The organism is Colwellia sp. 1_MG-2023, assembly GCF_030546755.1.
Taxonomy (GTDB): domain Bacteria; phylum Pseudomonadota; class Gammaproteobacteria; order Enterobacterales; family Alteromonadaceae; genus Thalassotalea_H.
This window is the reverse complement of sequence record NZ_JAUOPE010000004.1, coordinates 176,891-193,057: the sequence shown is the minus strand read 5'-3', so window position 1 is coordinate 193,057 and position 16,167 is coordinate 176,891. Positions and strand designations below refer to the sequence as shown.

Annotated in this window: 11 protein-coding genes; 4 read left to right on the top strand and 7 right to left on the bottom strand. The window is 38.3% G+C overall.

The features are described 5' to 3' along the window. Window position 1 precedes the first annotated feature (1 nt). The 4 genes from Q4493_RS06285 to Q4493_RS06270 form a co-directional block, all read right to left on the bottom strand. On the bottom strand, window positions 2–721 hold the full coding sequence (locus tag Q4493_RS06285; RefSeq protein WP_303450785.1) for a CoA transferase subunit A: 720 nt from the start codon (window positions 719–721) through the stop codon (window positions 2–4). A 64-nt stretch (window positions 722–785) separates the two neighbouring features. Continuing rightward, on the bottom strand, window positions 786–1,553 hold the full coding sequence (locus Q4493_RS06280) for a 3-hydroxybutyrate dehydrogenase (RefSeq protein WP_303450414.1): 768 nt from the start codon (window positions 1,551–1,553) through the stop codon (window positions 786–788). After that, a complete protein-coding gene (locus Q4493_RS06275; RefSeq protein ID WP_303450783.1) occupies window positions 1,553–2,725 on the bottom strand; it encodes a homoserine O-acetyltransferase in 1,173 nt (390 codons plus the stop codon). The genes Q4493_RS06280 and Q4493_RS06275 overlap by 1 nt, the downstream gene beginning before the upstream one ends. A gap of 24 nt (window positions 2,726–2,749) precedes the next feature. After that, window positions 2,750–4,045, bottom strand: a complete 1,296-nt coding sequence (locus tag Q4493_RS06270; RefSeq protein ID WP_303450411.1) for a GntP family permease — start codon at window positions 4,043–4,045, stop codon at window positions 2,750–2,752. Window positions 4,046–4,325: 280 nt separating this feature from the next. Between Q4493_RS06270 and Q4493_RS06265 the strand changes: the two genes are divergently transcribed. The 3 genes from Q4493_RS06265 (at window position 4,326) to Q4493_RS06255 (ending at window position 7,983) form a co-directional block, all read left to right on the top strand. After that, complete coding sequence (locus tag Q4493_RS06265; protein WP_303450782.1) at window positions 4,326–6,656, top strand: TonB-dependent receptor; 2,331 nt, start codon at window positions 4,326–4,328, stop codon at window positions 6,654–6,656. A gap of 74 nt (window positions 6,657–6,730) precedes the next feature. Then, the gene (locus Q4493_RS06260) at window positions 6,731–7,399 is read left to right on the top strand and encodes a response regulator (RefSeq protein WP_368506781.1); all 669 of its coding nucleotides are present in this window, start codon (window positions 6,731–6,733) and stop codon (window positions 7,397–7,399) included. A gap of 158 nt (window positions 7,400–7,557) precedes the next feature. After that, window positions 7,558–7,983, top strand: coding sequence for a hypothetical protein (locus Q4493_RS06255; RefSeq protein WP_303450408.1), 426 nt, complete (start codon window positions 7,558–7,560; stop codon window positions 7,981–7,983). Between the two features lie 495 nt (window positions 7,984–8,478). On the opposite strand, the gene Q4493_RS06250 is transcribed toward Q4493_RS06255, so the two are convergent. The 3 genes from Q4493_RS06250 to Q4493_RS06240 form a co-directional block, all read right to left on the bottom strand. Continuing rightward, window positions 8,479–11,985 carry a PAS domain-containing hybrid sensor histidine kinase/response regulator gene (locus Q4493_RS06250; RefSeq protein WP_303450406.1) on the bottom strand — a complete coding sequence of 1,169 codons (3,507 nt, stop codon included), beginning with the start codon at window positions 11,983–11,985 and terminating at the stop codon, window positions 8,479–8,481. Window positions 11,986–12,176: 191 nt separating this feature from the next. Continuing rightward, entirely contained in the window at window positions 12,177–12,866 is a 690-nt protein-coding gene (locus tag Q4493_RS06245; protein WP_303450403.1) for an ABC transporter substrate-binding protein, read from the bottom strand. Window positions 12,867–13,020: 154 nt separating this feature from the next. Beyond that, window positions 13,021–13,494, bottom strand: coding sequence for an NYN domain-containing protein (locus tag Q4493_RS06240; RefSeq protein WP_303450401.1), 474 nt, complete (start codon window positions 13,492–13,494; stop codon window positions 13,021–13,023). A 157-nt stretch (window positions 13,495–13,651) separates the two neighbouring features. Here Q4493_RS06240 and plsB point away from each other — a divergent pair, with 157 nt between their 5' ends. After that, window positions 13,652–16,093 carry a glycerol-3-phosphate 1-O-acyltransferase PlsB gene (gene plsB, locus Q4493_RS06235; RefSeq protein ID WP_303450398.1) on the top strand — a complete coding sequence of 814 codons (2,442 nt, stop codon included), beginning with the start codon at window positions 13,652–13,654 and terminating at the stop codon, window positions 16,091–16,093. Window positions 16,094–16,167 lie beyond the last annotated feature (74 nt).

The following is a 16,167-nucleotide window of genomic DNA, read 5'->3' as shown; positions in this document are numbered from 1 at the left end:
TTTATTCTCCTGACTCTTGCTGCGAAGGGCGAATTGTTCGCTGTTCAATGCGTTTTTCAAAAGTGCCAAGGATCAAACGATCGACATAAATACCTGAAGTATGAATGTGGTCTGGATCGAGTTCACCTGGCTCAACAATTTCTTCCACTTCAACGACGGTGATTTTTCCTGCCGTCGCCGCCATTGGATTAAAGTTGCGCGCTGTTTTGCGATACACTAAATTGCCATATTTATCTGCTTTCCACGCTTTAATAATCGCGAAATCACCTTGAATACCTTCTTCAAGTAAATATTCCCTGCCATTAAAAGTACGTACTTCCTTACCTTCACCCACTGGCGTACCAACACCTGTTGCGGTAAAAAAAGCAGGAATGCCTGCCCCGCCCGCTCGCATTTTTTCAGCAAGCGTGCCTTGCGGTGTTAATTCAACGGCTAATTCACCGCTCATCATTTGTCGTTCAAACTCAGCATTTTCACCGACATAAGAGGCGACAATTTTGCTAATTTGGCGATCGGCAAGTAACACCCCTAAACCAAAATCATCCACGCCACAATTATTTGAAACAACCGTAAGATCTTTGGTGCCTTTACGCTTAATTTCATTGATTAAATTTTCAGGAATGCCGCACAAGCCAAAACCACCAGCGATGACCGTCATTCCGTTTTCTAATCCTGCCATCGCTTCTTGATAATTCGCGACAACTTTATTAAAACCCGCCATTTTCTTTGTTCCTATCATTGGTAAATCAATTTGCTTGATCATTAAATCAAACTATTCAATGGGATTATTTAACTGTCCAACCACCATCAAGGACAAGCGCTTGTCCCGTCATATTTCTTGCTTCTTTACTCGCTAAAAAACAAACCGTAGCGCTAATTTCTTCAATATCGATAAACGACTTTTTCGGCATAGGCTCTAGCATTATTTTATTGATAACCTCTTCTTCGCTTATGCCATGCTGTTGCGCTTGATCTTTAATTTGTTTCTCAACCAAAGGCGTTTTAACGTAGGCTGGACAAATGGTATTAATAGTAATATCAGTATCCGAAGTTTCTAACGCGATGACTTTTGAAAAGCCAATTAAGCCATGTTTAGCCGCCACATAAGCAGACTTAAAAGGCGAGGCCACTAAGCCATGAATCGAACCAATATTGATAATTCTGCCAAAACCGTTTTCTCGCATTTGCGGCATAAATGCTTTGCAAGTTCTGGCAGGGCCAGTCAGTAATACATCGACAATTTTTTGCCAAACATTCATTGGAAAATCTTCAAGACGTGACACATATTGTATGCCGGCATTATTAACCAAAATATCAACGCTTGTGTCCGCTAAAGCTACGAGCAAATTTTCGATATCTTGTTCATTAGTGACATCCAGTTTAATACCTTTAACTGTTAAACCTTTTTCAGCTAATTTTTGTTGGGCAGATAATACCGCCTCATCATTAATATCCGTGATAATGATATTCGCACCTTTTTCAGCTAACGACTGAGCCACACCGAAACCAATACCACTGCCTGCTCCGGTAATTAAGGCGGTCATGTTTTCCATTATTTACTCTCCAAAAATGTCGCAATGGTTTTTGCTTTACTACTGATTGAGAAGAGGCCGTCGAGGTGTCCCCACATGCCTTGAATTTCTTCATACTGACTATTCTCGCCAATCAGTTCATGTGCCTTTTTAGCCATTGATGGAAACAACACTAAATCATTGGCGGCAGGAAGAAATAACGTTTTAGCGGTAATTTTTTTCAAACTTCCGGCTAAATCATTATTATGTCCGGCAATAAATAATTGATTGGCGCGAACGAGATATAAAACATGATTCGCATCAATAATATCAACTTTGGCTCCCGCGGCAGCATAAAGCCAATCAACCACTGGAAAGTTAGCGTTAATATCGTTTAATGCGGCCTGATTAACAGCTTGGTGGTTAGGGTTTGAAGCATTGAAAATAGCGGGGTGCATTGCATCTTTGGTGATACTCGCTAACGACAATTGCAAACCTTTTTTCGGTGCTTTGCTTTGGTAATAGTCACCGCCATTCCAATTTGGATCTTGTTTTATCGGTGCAGCCCAAGATTCAAGCCCCGCGACCAACCACGCGTCCATTTCTGCCGCCCCAATCACAGAAACCATGCGCTCAACCATATCAGGGTAAGCAACTGACCATTCGATGGCTTGCAATGATCCCATGGAAGCACCGACAACAGCATGTAATTTTTCAATACCTAAACTTTCTATCAGCGCTTTTTGCACATTGACAAAATCACGTATTGTCACCACAGGAAACGTTAATCCGTATGGTTTACCTGTTTTAGGATCTATGCTCGTTGGCCCTGTAGTAATAACATTTTTATCAAACGCGCTAGCATTCACTAACGTGTCGGAACTTATGACATAGTATTTATTCGTATCAATGGCTTTGCCTGGGCCAATAATGCTATCCCAATAACCGGGTAGCGCATCACTTTCACTGTACTTACCCGCAGCATGTGAGTTTCCTGAAAAGAAATGAGTAATTAAAATCGCATTACTTTTATCTTGGTTTAACGTGCCATAAGCTTCCCAGCCCACATTAACCTTTGCGATATTCTTGCCGCCAAAGGTTTGAAAATTATCGAGGGTGAATTTTTGCTTAGTTACCAGTAACGGTTTACTAGCTTCGTCTGCTAAGCAAATTCCTGATAACAGCAGGATCGCTGCTAAAAGAAGAAGTCGAATATTCATAATATTTCCTATCAAAATCTAAATAAAAATAAACAAGCCAATGGCGAGTATTAAGCCTAACAAAGGAACTGCGCCGGTCATAGCGAACATCGACCAATACGCACTTGCATGCGTTTCCTTACAAATAGCACGAATAGTAGTAACGACATAGCCATTATGTGGCAAGGTATCTAAAGCGCCTGAACTAATAGCAACCACACGGTGTAGCTCTTCAGGGTTAACCCCTTGATCAATATAATGTGGTGCAATTAAGGGTAATGCTATCGCTTGGCCACCTGAGGCTGAGCCCGTTAATCCGGCAATAACGCTTACCGCTACAGCGGCACCAATTAATTCATTGCCCGGTATTTGAGTCATGATATTCACTGCTGTTTGAAAAGCAGCGGTTGATTTTGCCACTGCGCCAAAACCAACGACGGCGGCTGTGTTACCAATTGCAATTAATGCACCATTGGTACCATCAGAAATAGCTTGATTAAAGTTGTGAAAATACTTGTGATTGATCAACCAAATACTGATCACGCCACCGGCTAAAGCAACAATCAGCGCATTATGGCCAAAGTAGCTATGAAGAGTAAACGACAAGGTTAATACTACTAATAAAGGGATAACACCGGTAATGGGATGAGGATAATCTCGTTGAAAAATTTCAGGATCATCATCACGGTGTTCAAATACCTCACCATTTGCCACGGCTTTTGCAATGAGCTTTTTTAACCACCAATAGCCGAATAACGCCATAAAAATCGCAACCACTAAACTGACTTCCCAACCGGCATAAGGAGTAGTGCCTAGATATTTTATCGGGATCCAATTTTGAATTTCCGGCGAGCCTGCCGACGTCATGGTAAAAGTAACCGAGCCAAACGCTAACGTGGCAGGGATAAAACGGCGTGGTAAATTAGCATCTTTAAATAAACTTAACGCCATTGGATATACGGAAAACGCCACAACAAATAAGTTAACGCCGCCATACGTTAAAATAGCACAAGCGGCTACAACGGCAAAAACCGCCTTCTTCATGCCGAGTTTATCAACAATATAGCGGGCAACACTGTCTGCTGCGCCCGTATCTTCCATAAATTTACCGAATAAAGAACCCAGTAAAAACATAAAAAACCACGCGGCAATAAAACTCGTAAAGCCAGACATATAAGTGCTAACAAAATAAGTGTCGCCAGTAAGTAACGCCATATTATTGCTAAGGGCAACAAGTAACGCACATAAAGGAGCGCTAATGAATAAATTCATACCCCTCATCGTAAGAACCACTAATAAAATGAGTCCTCCGACTAAGCCAAACATACTTAACATAAATAATTCCTGAGTATTGTTTTAATTAAATCAATTTGACTGAAGAGATCTCTCACTAACAAAACTCATGAGTAATATAAGATGATAGCGAATAGAAAAATAATCACCTTAAATGCTCAATTTCATTGTGCTTCACAAGATGATAAAAAGGTATAGTACTTAAGTACCACATACAGATGGGTTAGCTTGCGCTAGATTAATTAGCGACTGAAAAACAATCACTGCAATAAATATAACTATAAAGAAAGAATATCCATCGGGGAGAAACATGAATACATCAATGTTTACATCAAAAACGGCTCAAAGTAAGTCGTTACAAAACACTTTTAGCAAATCGCTATGTGCAATCGCTATTAGTTCAACACTAATGAGTTCTGCAGTTTATGCAGCAGAAGAAGCTACAGAAAAGAAAGTGGCAGGTTTAGAAATAATTGAAGTAACCGCCCGTAAAACTACCGAAAACTTACAAGAAACACCGGTAGCCATGACATCAGTTGGCGCCGCCGAGTTAGCTGAAAATGGTATTTCTGTGATGACAGAAGTACAACGCTTTTCACCAAACACAACGCTACAAACCAGCCGTGGTACTAACTCAACACTTACCGCCTTTATTCGTGGCGTTGGTCAACAGGATCCGCTTTGGGGCTATGAACCAGGCGTGGGTATTTATGTAGACGACGTATATTTAGCGAGACCACAAGGTGCAGTATTAGATCTTTTAGATATTGAAAGAATCGAAGTATTACGTGGTCCACAAGGAACTTTATACGGTAAAAATACCATTGGTGGTGCGGTTAAATATGTTACCAAAGAAATGTCTGGTGATGCTGAATTTGACATCCAAGGTACATTTGGCAGCTACAATCAAAAAGATTTAAAAATGACGGGACAAATACCGTTAGTTGAAAATACCCTTTACTTAGGTTTTGGTTACGCGAATTTAAATCGTGATGGGTTTGGTGAATTTTTAATTTCTGACTTACCAAATCAAGATAAAGAAAACTACAACAAAGACTTAACTGCAGCACGGTTAACCTTAGAATATCATGCTTCTGATGACTTATTTATGCGTTTAGCTTGGGATAAAACGCAAGATGATTCAAATGCTAAAGGTGGTTATCGTTTATTGCCGAGCTTATTAACCAATGCTCCAGTGCCAGATGATGTTTATGACTCTTACACCAGTATGCCAACAGAAAATAGTGTCGAACTGTCTGGTTTAAGTTTTATGGTGAACTGGCAGGCTTCTGAGGATTTATCATTAAAATATGTCGCCACCTCTCGAGAAGGCTATTCAGATACCAATATTGATTTTGATAATACCCCATTAGATATTTTTGACGTGCCAGCGTTTTATGATGATGAAAATACTAGCCACGAATTACAAGCCTCTTATTCAGGTGAAGGTTATAACATTGTTGGTGGTCTGTATTTATATGATGGTGAATCATGCGGACATTTTGATGCTATTTTAGGTTTCTTAGGTCGTGCAGCTTATGGCGCTTCATTAGGTGCTACCGGACTAACGCGAGAAGTTACTGGCTGTAACAATAGTGAAAGTAGTGCAATTTACTTACAAAGTAGTATCGACTTATCAGAAAAACTCTCTTTAACATTGGGTGCTCGTTATACCAATGAAGAAAAAGAAGCTTATGTTAACAACGGCTTAGCTTTTTCTAATGTTTACCCAAATACCGGGTGGATTGACGGTTACACCAGAGATCCTAGTATTACTTTTCCACAGGTATTAGGAGAAGATACCAATGGTGACGGTATATTAGACGCACCTAAAAAAGCAGATTGGTCACAATTTTCGCCTCGCGTAGGACTTGAATATCAAATGGATGATGACACCATGATATTCGCTAGTTACTCACAAGGTTTTAAATCTGGTACGTTTAATCCACGAGCCACCTTAAACGAAGATGCAGCAAATCCAGAAATTGTTGATTCAATCGAAATAGGGATCAAAAAAGATTGGAACGATATGCTACGTACCAACGTAACATTCTTCTCTATCGACCATAAAGATCGTCAATATATCACTATAACGCCTGATCCAAATGATCTAACGGTATTAAATCAAAACTTAGGTAATATCAAAGGTTCTACCGGTGACGGTATTGAAGCTGAAGTCACTTGGGCAGCAACGGATGATTTAAGAATCGACTTTTCATTCGGTTACATTGATTCAGAAATTGAAGACGACCCAACAGTAGCGGTGCCTTTAGTCGGTTTATCAAATACCCCTAAATACACCATGAACCTTTCAGCCAATTACACGCTTGATACTGAAATCGGTTATTTTGTCTTCAGCGGTGGATATTATTACCGTGACGAGTATCTGTTATTTGAAGATAGCGATATGTTGATTCAAGAAGGCTCAGGTAACTTAAACGCAAGCATTACTTGGGAAAGTACCGAAGGTAATTGGTACGGTGGTTTACACGGTAAAAACTTAACCAACGAAGAAGTGATGGTTGGTGGTTATAACTTTGCCGTAGACAATGGTGATGGCACTTATGGCGCTGGTTTAGGTGGTGATACTACCTTAATTGGTTACTTTGCCGACCCGCGTACCATCCACTTAACCGTTGGCTATAGATTCTAAAATCTACCTTATTGGGGCGTTATACTAGCGCCCCACTATTCTTCCGTGTTTTAATAAATGCATTAAGGTCAAACATGAGTATAGAATTTGTGAAATTAGCCATTGCAGATGATCACCCTTTATTTCGTGCGGCCCTGATTCAAGCAGCAAAAAAGTCATTGCCACTAAGTGAAATAATTGAAGCAGAGTCATTCGACAGTATCATTGATGTGATCCAAGAGAACCCTGATATTGAGTTAATTTTTCTTGATTTAAATATGCCAGGCAATGATGGTTTCACCGGCTTAGCAACCATCAGAAACGCCTACCCAGATATACAAGTTGTCATGGTGTCAGCCACAGAAGAAGCCAATATTATTAATCGAGCCATCGATTTAGGCGCCAGTGGTTATATCCCTAAATCAGCGTCACTCGATGAAATTTCTGACGCCATAGACTTTGTCTTAGACGGTGAAACTTGGTTACCGCCAGGCATCAATTTATCAACCGAAACACCTTCTGAAGAAAAAGAAATAGCCGAGAAGCTCAGTAAGCTTACCCCTGCCCAATACCGTGTTTTGCAAATGATTGCCGATGGTTTGTTGAATAAGCAAATTGCTTATGAAATGAATATCCAAGAGCCGACGGTTAAAAATCATGTTTCCGCCATTTTGCAAAAGTTTGAAGTCAATAACCGCACGCAAGCGAGTACGCTTTTTCAAAAGCTAAAACAAACACCTTTTAATCACTCAACCATACAATAACTTTTCGTTAAAAAAAGGCAATTTCTCAATAAGCCTATTATAGTAATAACTATCGATTTTTATTTTCACGAGTAATGAATATTACTATTATTAAAACCTTGTTGTTTTCGTGTCTGCTTCTTTATTGCACGACTCTTTTCGCCGAAGAAAAGCCTTTAGTGACTATTTATACCTATCATCTAAAACCACCTTTAGTGATTAATGCCGCTAAAAAGCAAGGGATGTACTACGACTTTGTACGACACATAAATACCATTAATGAAAAATATTTTTTTGAAATAGTGCCAGTTCCACGTAAGCGTATCGAGCGAATGATAGAGAATGACACGCTTAACGGTATATTACTCGGTGTAAATCCCTTATGGTTTAATGATCCCAAAGAGGATAAATTTCTTTGGACACATAAGGTTTTCACCGATAGAGATAAAATCGTTTCATTAAAAGAACAATCTATCGAATATAATGATCAAACTTCTCTAATTGGAAAAATATTTGGTGGTGTGAGAGGGTTTTATTATTATGGTATTAATGAGTTAGTTGCAAAAAATAAAATTATCCGCGTCAATACTACTAGGGCGTGTTGACCTTTCGAGGTTAAATTTTGTTCAAAATAAAAGTCATTTATTCAAGGCGTGAGCTAAGTAGCATGGTTGTTTCATGTAAATAGCGAACAACGAATAAAAAATGGCTTTTAATTGAACCCTTCGGGCAACGTTTGTTTGTCATTTCTACTTCATTTTTGCTCATTGATGTGGAATAACCACATATCATTCGCAATGCTTTGTATAAATACCAAACAAACTGTTGCAAAAATCATCGCGAAAGATCATCACGCCCTTATGAAATTGATTTATTTACTATGTTATTAAATAAGCGCATAGACTCTGCAGTCATTAGCCGATCAACTTTTAATTATTTAGTTAAAAAAAATCATTGGCAGGAAAAATTTTACCTTTCTAAAAAGCCACATGATATTTTTGATCGACGCATTTTAATTCCTAAAAAATATCATGATGTTTATCGTCACCTAAACCCAATTATTCAACAGCTACAACTTGATGATTCCTGGCTCTCTACAATCAGGTATTAACATTAATAAGTAACGTTTTGATCGTCCTTTTTAAGGCCGCCGGTTTAACAGGCTTATGAATAAACATAAAACCATTGGTCACAACTTGCTCATGTATATCTTCCGAGTGATCAGCCGAATTAATAATAACAGGAATATTCGTTTGTAGTGTTTCATTGATAAAAACAACCGCATCAACCCCTGTTTTGCCAAAATCTAAATGGTAATCCGCAATAATAATATCAGGTTGTGCGTTCTCGCATTGCTGCAAGGCTTCTTGTTGATCTTTAGCCGTTGAAACCACACAGCCCCACTCTGTAAGACGTTTTTGCATAGCCAATAATACTGGCGCATCATTATCTATCACCAATACTTGTAGACCAACCAAATCTTTTCTGGCGACGTTTGTTAGTTGTTTAGGTGCGGTGTTATCGCTTTTTATATTAATGACCGGTAGATAAACACTAAACTGGCTGCCTTCGCCAATTACAGAAACAAGCTCAAAAGGCATCCCTAAAATTTTACAAATACGCGAGGTTATTGCTAACCCTAAGCCAAGCCCTACTTCTTGACGATTTGCTTGATTCAACGGTTTTTCAACTTGTTCAAAGTCATTAAATATCCGTACTTTATCTTTTTCTTCAATGCCGATACCTGTATCAGCTATGGTTAATTTTAACAGACCATCTGCTTCTATAATTGATAAGGAAATTTTACCTTTTTCAGTATACCGTAATGCATTTGATAATAAGTTTTGCAGCACTCTTCGCAACAAAGTTTTATCTGAACGCGTACCGACAACAAGAATATCTTCTTCAAATAATAACCCTTTATTCTCAGCAATAAGTTTGAACTCATCACAGATAGGCCGAATAAATTCATTCAGATGAAAGTCTTCCACTAACGGTTGCGTGGCTCCGGCATCTAATTTCGTTAACTCCAAAATTGAACTTAATAATTGCTCAGCATTACTTAACGAATAGTGAATATTTTGGCTAAGATCGCGTAACTCTTTTTTATCTAAATGCTCGGCTAACGTGTCATCTTCGGTTTTCTCCGCCAGAATAGACGAAAATAAACTCGCCGCATTAAACGGCTGTAAAAGGTCATGGCTTAACGCCGCGAAGTATTTAGTTTTATTAATATTAGCTTGTTCGGCATCTAACTTTGCTTCTTGCAAATGTTGATTGGCTTGCTGTAAGTCTATCGTGCGTTTTTCAACCCGTGTTTCAAGGTGAGCATTAATTTCTTCCAATGCTTTTTGCGTTTTCACAAATTCGGTAATATCAGCATAAGTGGTAACAAATCCTCCGCCTGGTAGAGGATTGCCCGACATTTCGTAAACCTTGCCATTTTTTTGCACCCGCTGAAACCGATAAGCTTTGCCCTCTTCCAAGTAAGCAATACGCTTAGCGATTTCAAGCTCACCGTTCAAATTAGGAAAATACCCACGTTTTGCATTAAATTTCAGCACTTCTTCTACCGGTCGACCGACAAAAATTTCAGCTTCAGGGTAATCAAACATTTCAATATAACGACGATTCCAAGCCACCACTTTAAGGTCTTTATCCACCACAGATATACCTTGCTCAACATTTTGTATTGTCGCTTGTAACAATGAACGATTAAAACGTAACAACTCGCTAGCTTCATCAACAATATCCACTACATCGTTCAATAATGCATGGCGTCGACGTTTTGCGGAATCTAATAATAATTTTGCTGAAGGACCACCAATCACACCGGCAAGCTCTTGTTCAACGGTTAGCTCAAAGGTTACGGGGGCAATATGTTCCCAATTAATATTCTCGGATTGAAAATGTTGCGATAACAATTTATCAGCAAAGGTTTGGCCAAAAAAACGTACTACCAAATTATATAAATCACGAATAGTTAACGGAGATGTTCTTTGTTGATTATTTTTTTGCTGGTTATCAGAATCAATAAAATGGATAGCCTGCAGCTGCTCACTCATATCAGGAGCATTCACTAATGAATAATAGACAAAAACCGCCAAACTAGACGCTAAACTCACAACAACACCATGAGAAATAAACTCAAGCTCTAGCCCAAACATCATAGTTGGTCTTAACCAAGCAATCCCTAAAAACCCTTGTTCTATTAAGCCGTCAATATTGATAAAAGTGTTATTCAATGAAGGTAATAATAAGGTATACGCCCACAACGTAGTGCCAACAATAATACTTCGATAGGCGGCTTTCATATTCGCTTTGCGCCACACTAAACCAAGCAATAACGCCGGAGAAAATTGTGCGACTAATGACATTGCCATTAAGCCAGTCACCGCTAATAATTGCGTATTCGAAGTAACGCGATAATAGGCATACGCAGCGAGCAATATCACGACAATCGTAATGCGACGAATGATCAATAATTTATTAGGACTTAGGCGCTCTTGCTGATGTAAGCCACTTTCATTGGCTAATAACTTTGGCGTAATCAAGTCATTAGACACCATAATACTTAGCACGATAGTTGCGACAATCACCATACTAGTAGCCGCAGAAAATCCGCCTAGATAAGACACTATGGTCATAAAATTATTATTGGCCAACATAGGCAATTGCAACATAAAGCTGTCTGAGCCAACCGCTGAACCATCAAATAAAATTAATCCGGCATAAGCGATAGGCAAAGCGAAAATATTCAAGACAATCATATATAAGGGGAATAACCAACGAGCAGTTGTAAGCTCATTTTCATTGTCTTGCTCAATAAAGGCCATATGAAACTGGCGTGGCAAGCAAAACATCATTAATGCGCCTAACAAAGTTTGAGTAATATATACATAGCTTGGCGGTGAGCTTATTGTTTGTACCGCTTGATTATTAGCCGCTTGCGCAAATAAATCCCCCACTCCATCAAACATCACATAACAAACAAAAAAACCAATCGCTAAAAACGTAAATAATTTGATAATTGATTCAAAGGCTATTGCTAATAAAAGCCCTGGATTATGCTCAGAAGGGCGAATTCTTCGCGTACCAAATAAAATCGCAAATATCGCTAATGTCACGGTAAACAGTAAAGTAATATCAATATTATCTAATGCGGGGGAGTTGAGGGTTACGGCATTGAAACTGTTGGTAATTGCGCGAAGTTGTAAGGCGATATAGGGAATGATGGCAAAAAAAGCCGTAATAGTAATAAGACCAGCTAAACTCGAAGACTTACCGTAGCGAGAAGAAATAAAGTCAGCCAACGACGTCAGCGATTGTTCACGACAAATTCGGGCAACTTTAAGCACTAATGGCCAGGCTAAAATAAAAACTATTATCGCGCCTGTATAGGTAGGAGTTAACCACCAACCCGTTTTAGCTGTCTGACCCGTCACACCATAAAACGCCCAAGAGGTACAATAAACACCTAAACCTAAGCTGTAAATCATAGGTTTAACTTTTGAGGAAATCGTATATTTATCGCCAATATAGGCAATTGCAAAAAGGAGAAGTAAATAGAAGAATGTCAGTAATACTAATAATGAAATCGACAGCATATCAGCGCATAATTTTTATTATTGATGCTCTATCATAAGTGATTCGAAAATTAATGCGAATAGTTCGAAAGTATCAGAAGCATAAACAGCTATTTTCGCCGCCGAATATCCATCGCTAATGTCCTGCGGATTTATTCAATAAAAAATGAAACATATTCAGCCAAAAATCGCTAAATCGAGAGTAAAAATTATCAATAAAAACGCTGCAAATGTTTATCATAAACCTTTTGGTATTCACCACTGGCTTTAAACTTAACTAAGGCTTGATCAAATTCATCACAATGCTCTTGTTTAATAAAGCCCATAGAGCTTGCAACAGGTGGAAAAATAGGATGGAAAACATAATCACTCGCTTCACTTTTCCCTCTCGACCATATCGCGAGACTATGTAAAAAAATGTATTTATCACCAATACTTACATCCACCAAGCCACTTGACAATAACTTAGCTTGCTTTATCGGATTGGGTACTTCTTTATAATAGGAAGCATGTGCCACTGCTTTTTTATATTCAGGGCCTAACAATTTTGTTGCGCCTTGATATGAGACTACGGAATAGTTCGCTAACGTGTGAACATCATTGATATCAATAGCACGATCTTTTTTGCTAATCGCAACATCAAAAAAACCAAACAGGGGCTCAGTTATACAACCTTGTATATATCGATTAGAAAAAATGTTAGCGGCGCCATCAAGTGATTTAATGTTTAAGCCCATCTCCAAACGAGCATTCGAAAGCATATAGCGATACGTTATTGTTTTATCCGGAATATATCGATAAACGCCATCAATTAAATCTTTAAATAAAGCGGGAGAGCCAGACGTTGAAAAAAGTGGCGGAAAATTTCCTAGACCTATCACTAATTCTTCCCCCAAAGACATAGTCGTTCGGAGTAAGATGAAGATAATCAAAAAACATTTTAAATAATAAGCCGTAAGCTTATTTATTCTTGTTTTCACAGTGATTATACCTAGTAAAATAAACCTTCTATATCATGCCTTATTAAGCATAAATTGTGTATATAAAATACAATATTTACAAAAGTAAGGTGTTATCTATTGGAAAAAATTCTGTCGCAGCATTAATAAGAGCATTAGCCGTTAACGCAGTAACACCATAAACTTGCGTTGTAACTTGATATTTTTCAGCCACTTTTTTTAACAACAAGTCAAAATCACCATCGCCCGATAATAACACTACCGTATCAACGTCAGCCGCTAATTCCATAATATCTATGGTGATGCCAACATCCCAATCTCCTTTCGCTGAACCGTCAGCTCGTTGAATAAAAGGCTTGAGTTTTACATTAAAGCCAATATGTTTTAGCGCTTTTTGAAACTTATGTTGAGCGTCATCGCTTCGTTGAATAGCATAGGCATTGGCATGAATTATCTCACCTTGCTCACTTAATTGTAGCCAAAATTTTCGATAATTAAACTGGCGCTGAAAAGTATCCCGCGTGGTGTAATAAATATTTTGTACGTCAACAAAAACCGCAATTTTATTCACTTTTATCCTTTGAAGGCTTTGCCTTATTTATCAATGAAACACCTTTAATCGTCATGTGTTGAAAAAGTAAAACACTTAATGCAAACCTATCACGAAATAAGACAAGTCTTTTGATTAATGCTACACTATTTATTCTGATAAGTCTGAGAAAAACAAGATGTTAGCACTACGTACATTTTTTTATATGCTATTAAAATTTCCGGTTCAATTTTGGGTAAAATGTCGGATCGTTGCCGATAAAGTCCTTGAAACTCAACAAGGTAATAACAACAAACCCATTTTTTATATTGTAAGACATCAATCGGCGAGTGATTTATTAACCCTACAAAAAGCCTGTAAAAAACTCAATTTTCCTGATCCTTTAGAAAGCATCACGATTGATGGTAAAACATTCCAGCGTACACTTTGCTTAGAAAAACCAAGCCAAGTGCTCTTTTCAAAAGGGGCGATTAAAGGTAAAGCTAAAGAGCAAGGCTTAGCATTGTTAGCTTTACATAAAAACAATCCACAATTAGACGTACAGCTGATCCCAGCGAATTTAGTTTGGGGTAGAAAACCCACCATCGAGAAAAATAATGCCAATGTAGGCACCATACTTGCTGACCAAGAATCACCAAGCTGGTTACGTAAATTTTTTATTGTGCTGTTTTTAGGGAGAAACACGCTCGTACGTTTTAGTGAATCATTGTCACTACGTTACATGGCAGATAAACATGGAACAGACGATGCAATTGCACGAAAATTATTACGGGTTGCCCGCTTTCATTTTCATCGCCAAAAAATTGCGGCGACTGGGCCAAGATTAATGCATCGACAACAAATGTTTAAAGCATTACTGAAAAACCCAGCAATTAAAAAATTAATTCAAGACGAAGTAGAAAGCAAAGGACAAAGTGAAGCTGCGGCCAAAAAACAGGCGTTAAAAATCATGGATGAAATCGCCGGTGATTATCGCGAATCTATGGTTCGCGTGGGTGAACGAGTGTTGCACTGGTTATGGAATCGTCTTTATCAAGGGATTGAAGTGAATAATGCCAATACCTTGCGAGAACTTGCCGATGACGGTCATGAAATCATTTATGTTCCTTGTCATCGCAGTCATATGGATTATTTATTGCTCACTTATATTATTTATCAACAAGGTCTTGTTACACCAAGAATTGCCGCAGGTATTAATTTAAACTTTTGGCCCGCTGGTCCTATATTCAGAAAAGCCGGTGCGTTTTTTATTCGTCGTAGTTTCCGCGGTAACCGCATGTATTCCACGATTTTCCGTGAATATTTAGGCTTGTTGTTTGAACGTGGTTATTCTGTGAAATATTACTCGGAAGGTGGCAGAAGTAGAACCGGCCGTTTGCTAGATCCTAAAACGGGTATGTTAGCGATGACCATTCAAAGCCTTTTACGTGGCATTAATCGTCCGCTCACCTTAGTGCCTGTCTATTTAGGCTATGAACATGTTATGGAAGTAGGTACTTACCATAAAGAATTAAGCGGCAGTAAAAAGAAAAATGAATCCGTTTTTGGCGTTTTTAAAGCGATTAAAAACCTCAGAAATTATGGTAAAGGTTTCGTCAATTTTGGTACGCCAATTAACATCAATCAGTTTTTAACCGAGCAAGTCCCTAACTGGAAAGATGATATAGATGCAGTTGACCCTCAAAAACCAAGCTGGTTAACCCCAAGCGTTAATGTGTTAGCCGACCAAGTAATGGTCGCCATCAACAAATGTGCAGCGTTAAATGGTGTTTCACTAATTGCCCTAATATTACTCGCTACGAAAAATAAAGCCTTGTCTCGTCAAGAACTGATTATTCAATTAGATTTCTTTTTAGCGATACAAAAACAAGCTCCTTATAGTAAAGAACTTACTTTACCTGAGCAAAGTGGTGAACAATTACTCGATGACGCTATTACCTTAAATAAAGTAACGGTAGATCATGATAGTTTTGGCGACATTATTTCATTAAGTGAGTCCGCTGCTTTGGAAATGCGCTATTACCGTAATAATATTTTACACACTTTTATGCTGCCAGCTTTAGTGTGTCGAATTTTAGAAAAAAATGCCAAAATTACTCAACAAGTATTAGAAAAGCAGGTGCAGGATATTCTTGTGTTACTTAAACGAGATTTATTCTTGTGGCAAAGTAATGAAGAAATATCACAACAAGTTTCACAGGTGCTTTCGGCACTCGCTGCGCTTAATACCGCAAAACAAAGTAAAGCAGGATTTTGGTCTTTAATTAATGAAAATAAGACTCTCAGTAGTATCAGTTTACTCGGTGAATGCGCAGACGAAACGTTACAAAGGCTCACGATTATTTCAATCCTCATCAATCGTTTATCACCAATCAATAAAAACGACTTTGTTGAAAAAGTTGTCGCTATTGCTAAACGTTTAACCGTGTTAAATAACATCAATGCGGCAGAATTTATTGATAAGAAAACACAAATGACGTTAATTGAGGCGATGCGAGAAGAAGGATTAATACACACTGATGAAAATGGCCTGTTAATTGCCAACAGTACTTTAGATATTACGCGATCATACGTGTCTAATTTAGTCGATATTTCTGTATTACAAAGTATTTTACGATAACCGAGCAACGATGTTTTTTGACAAGATTAGCATTACTTAAAACACGGTCAAAAAACGTCATGATTAAATCAGTA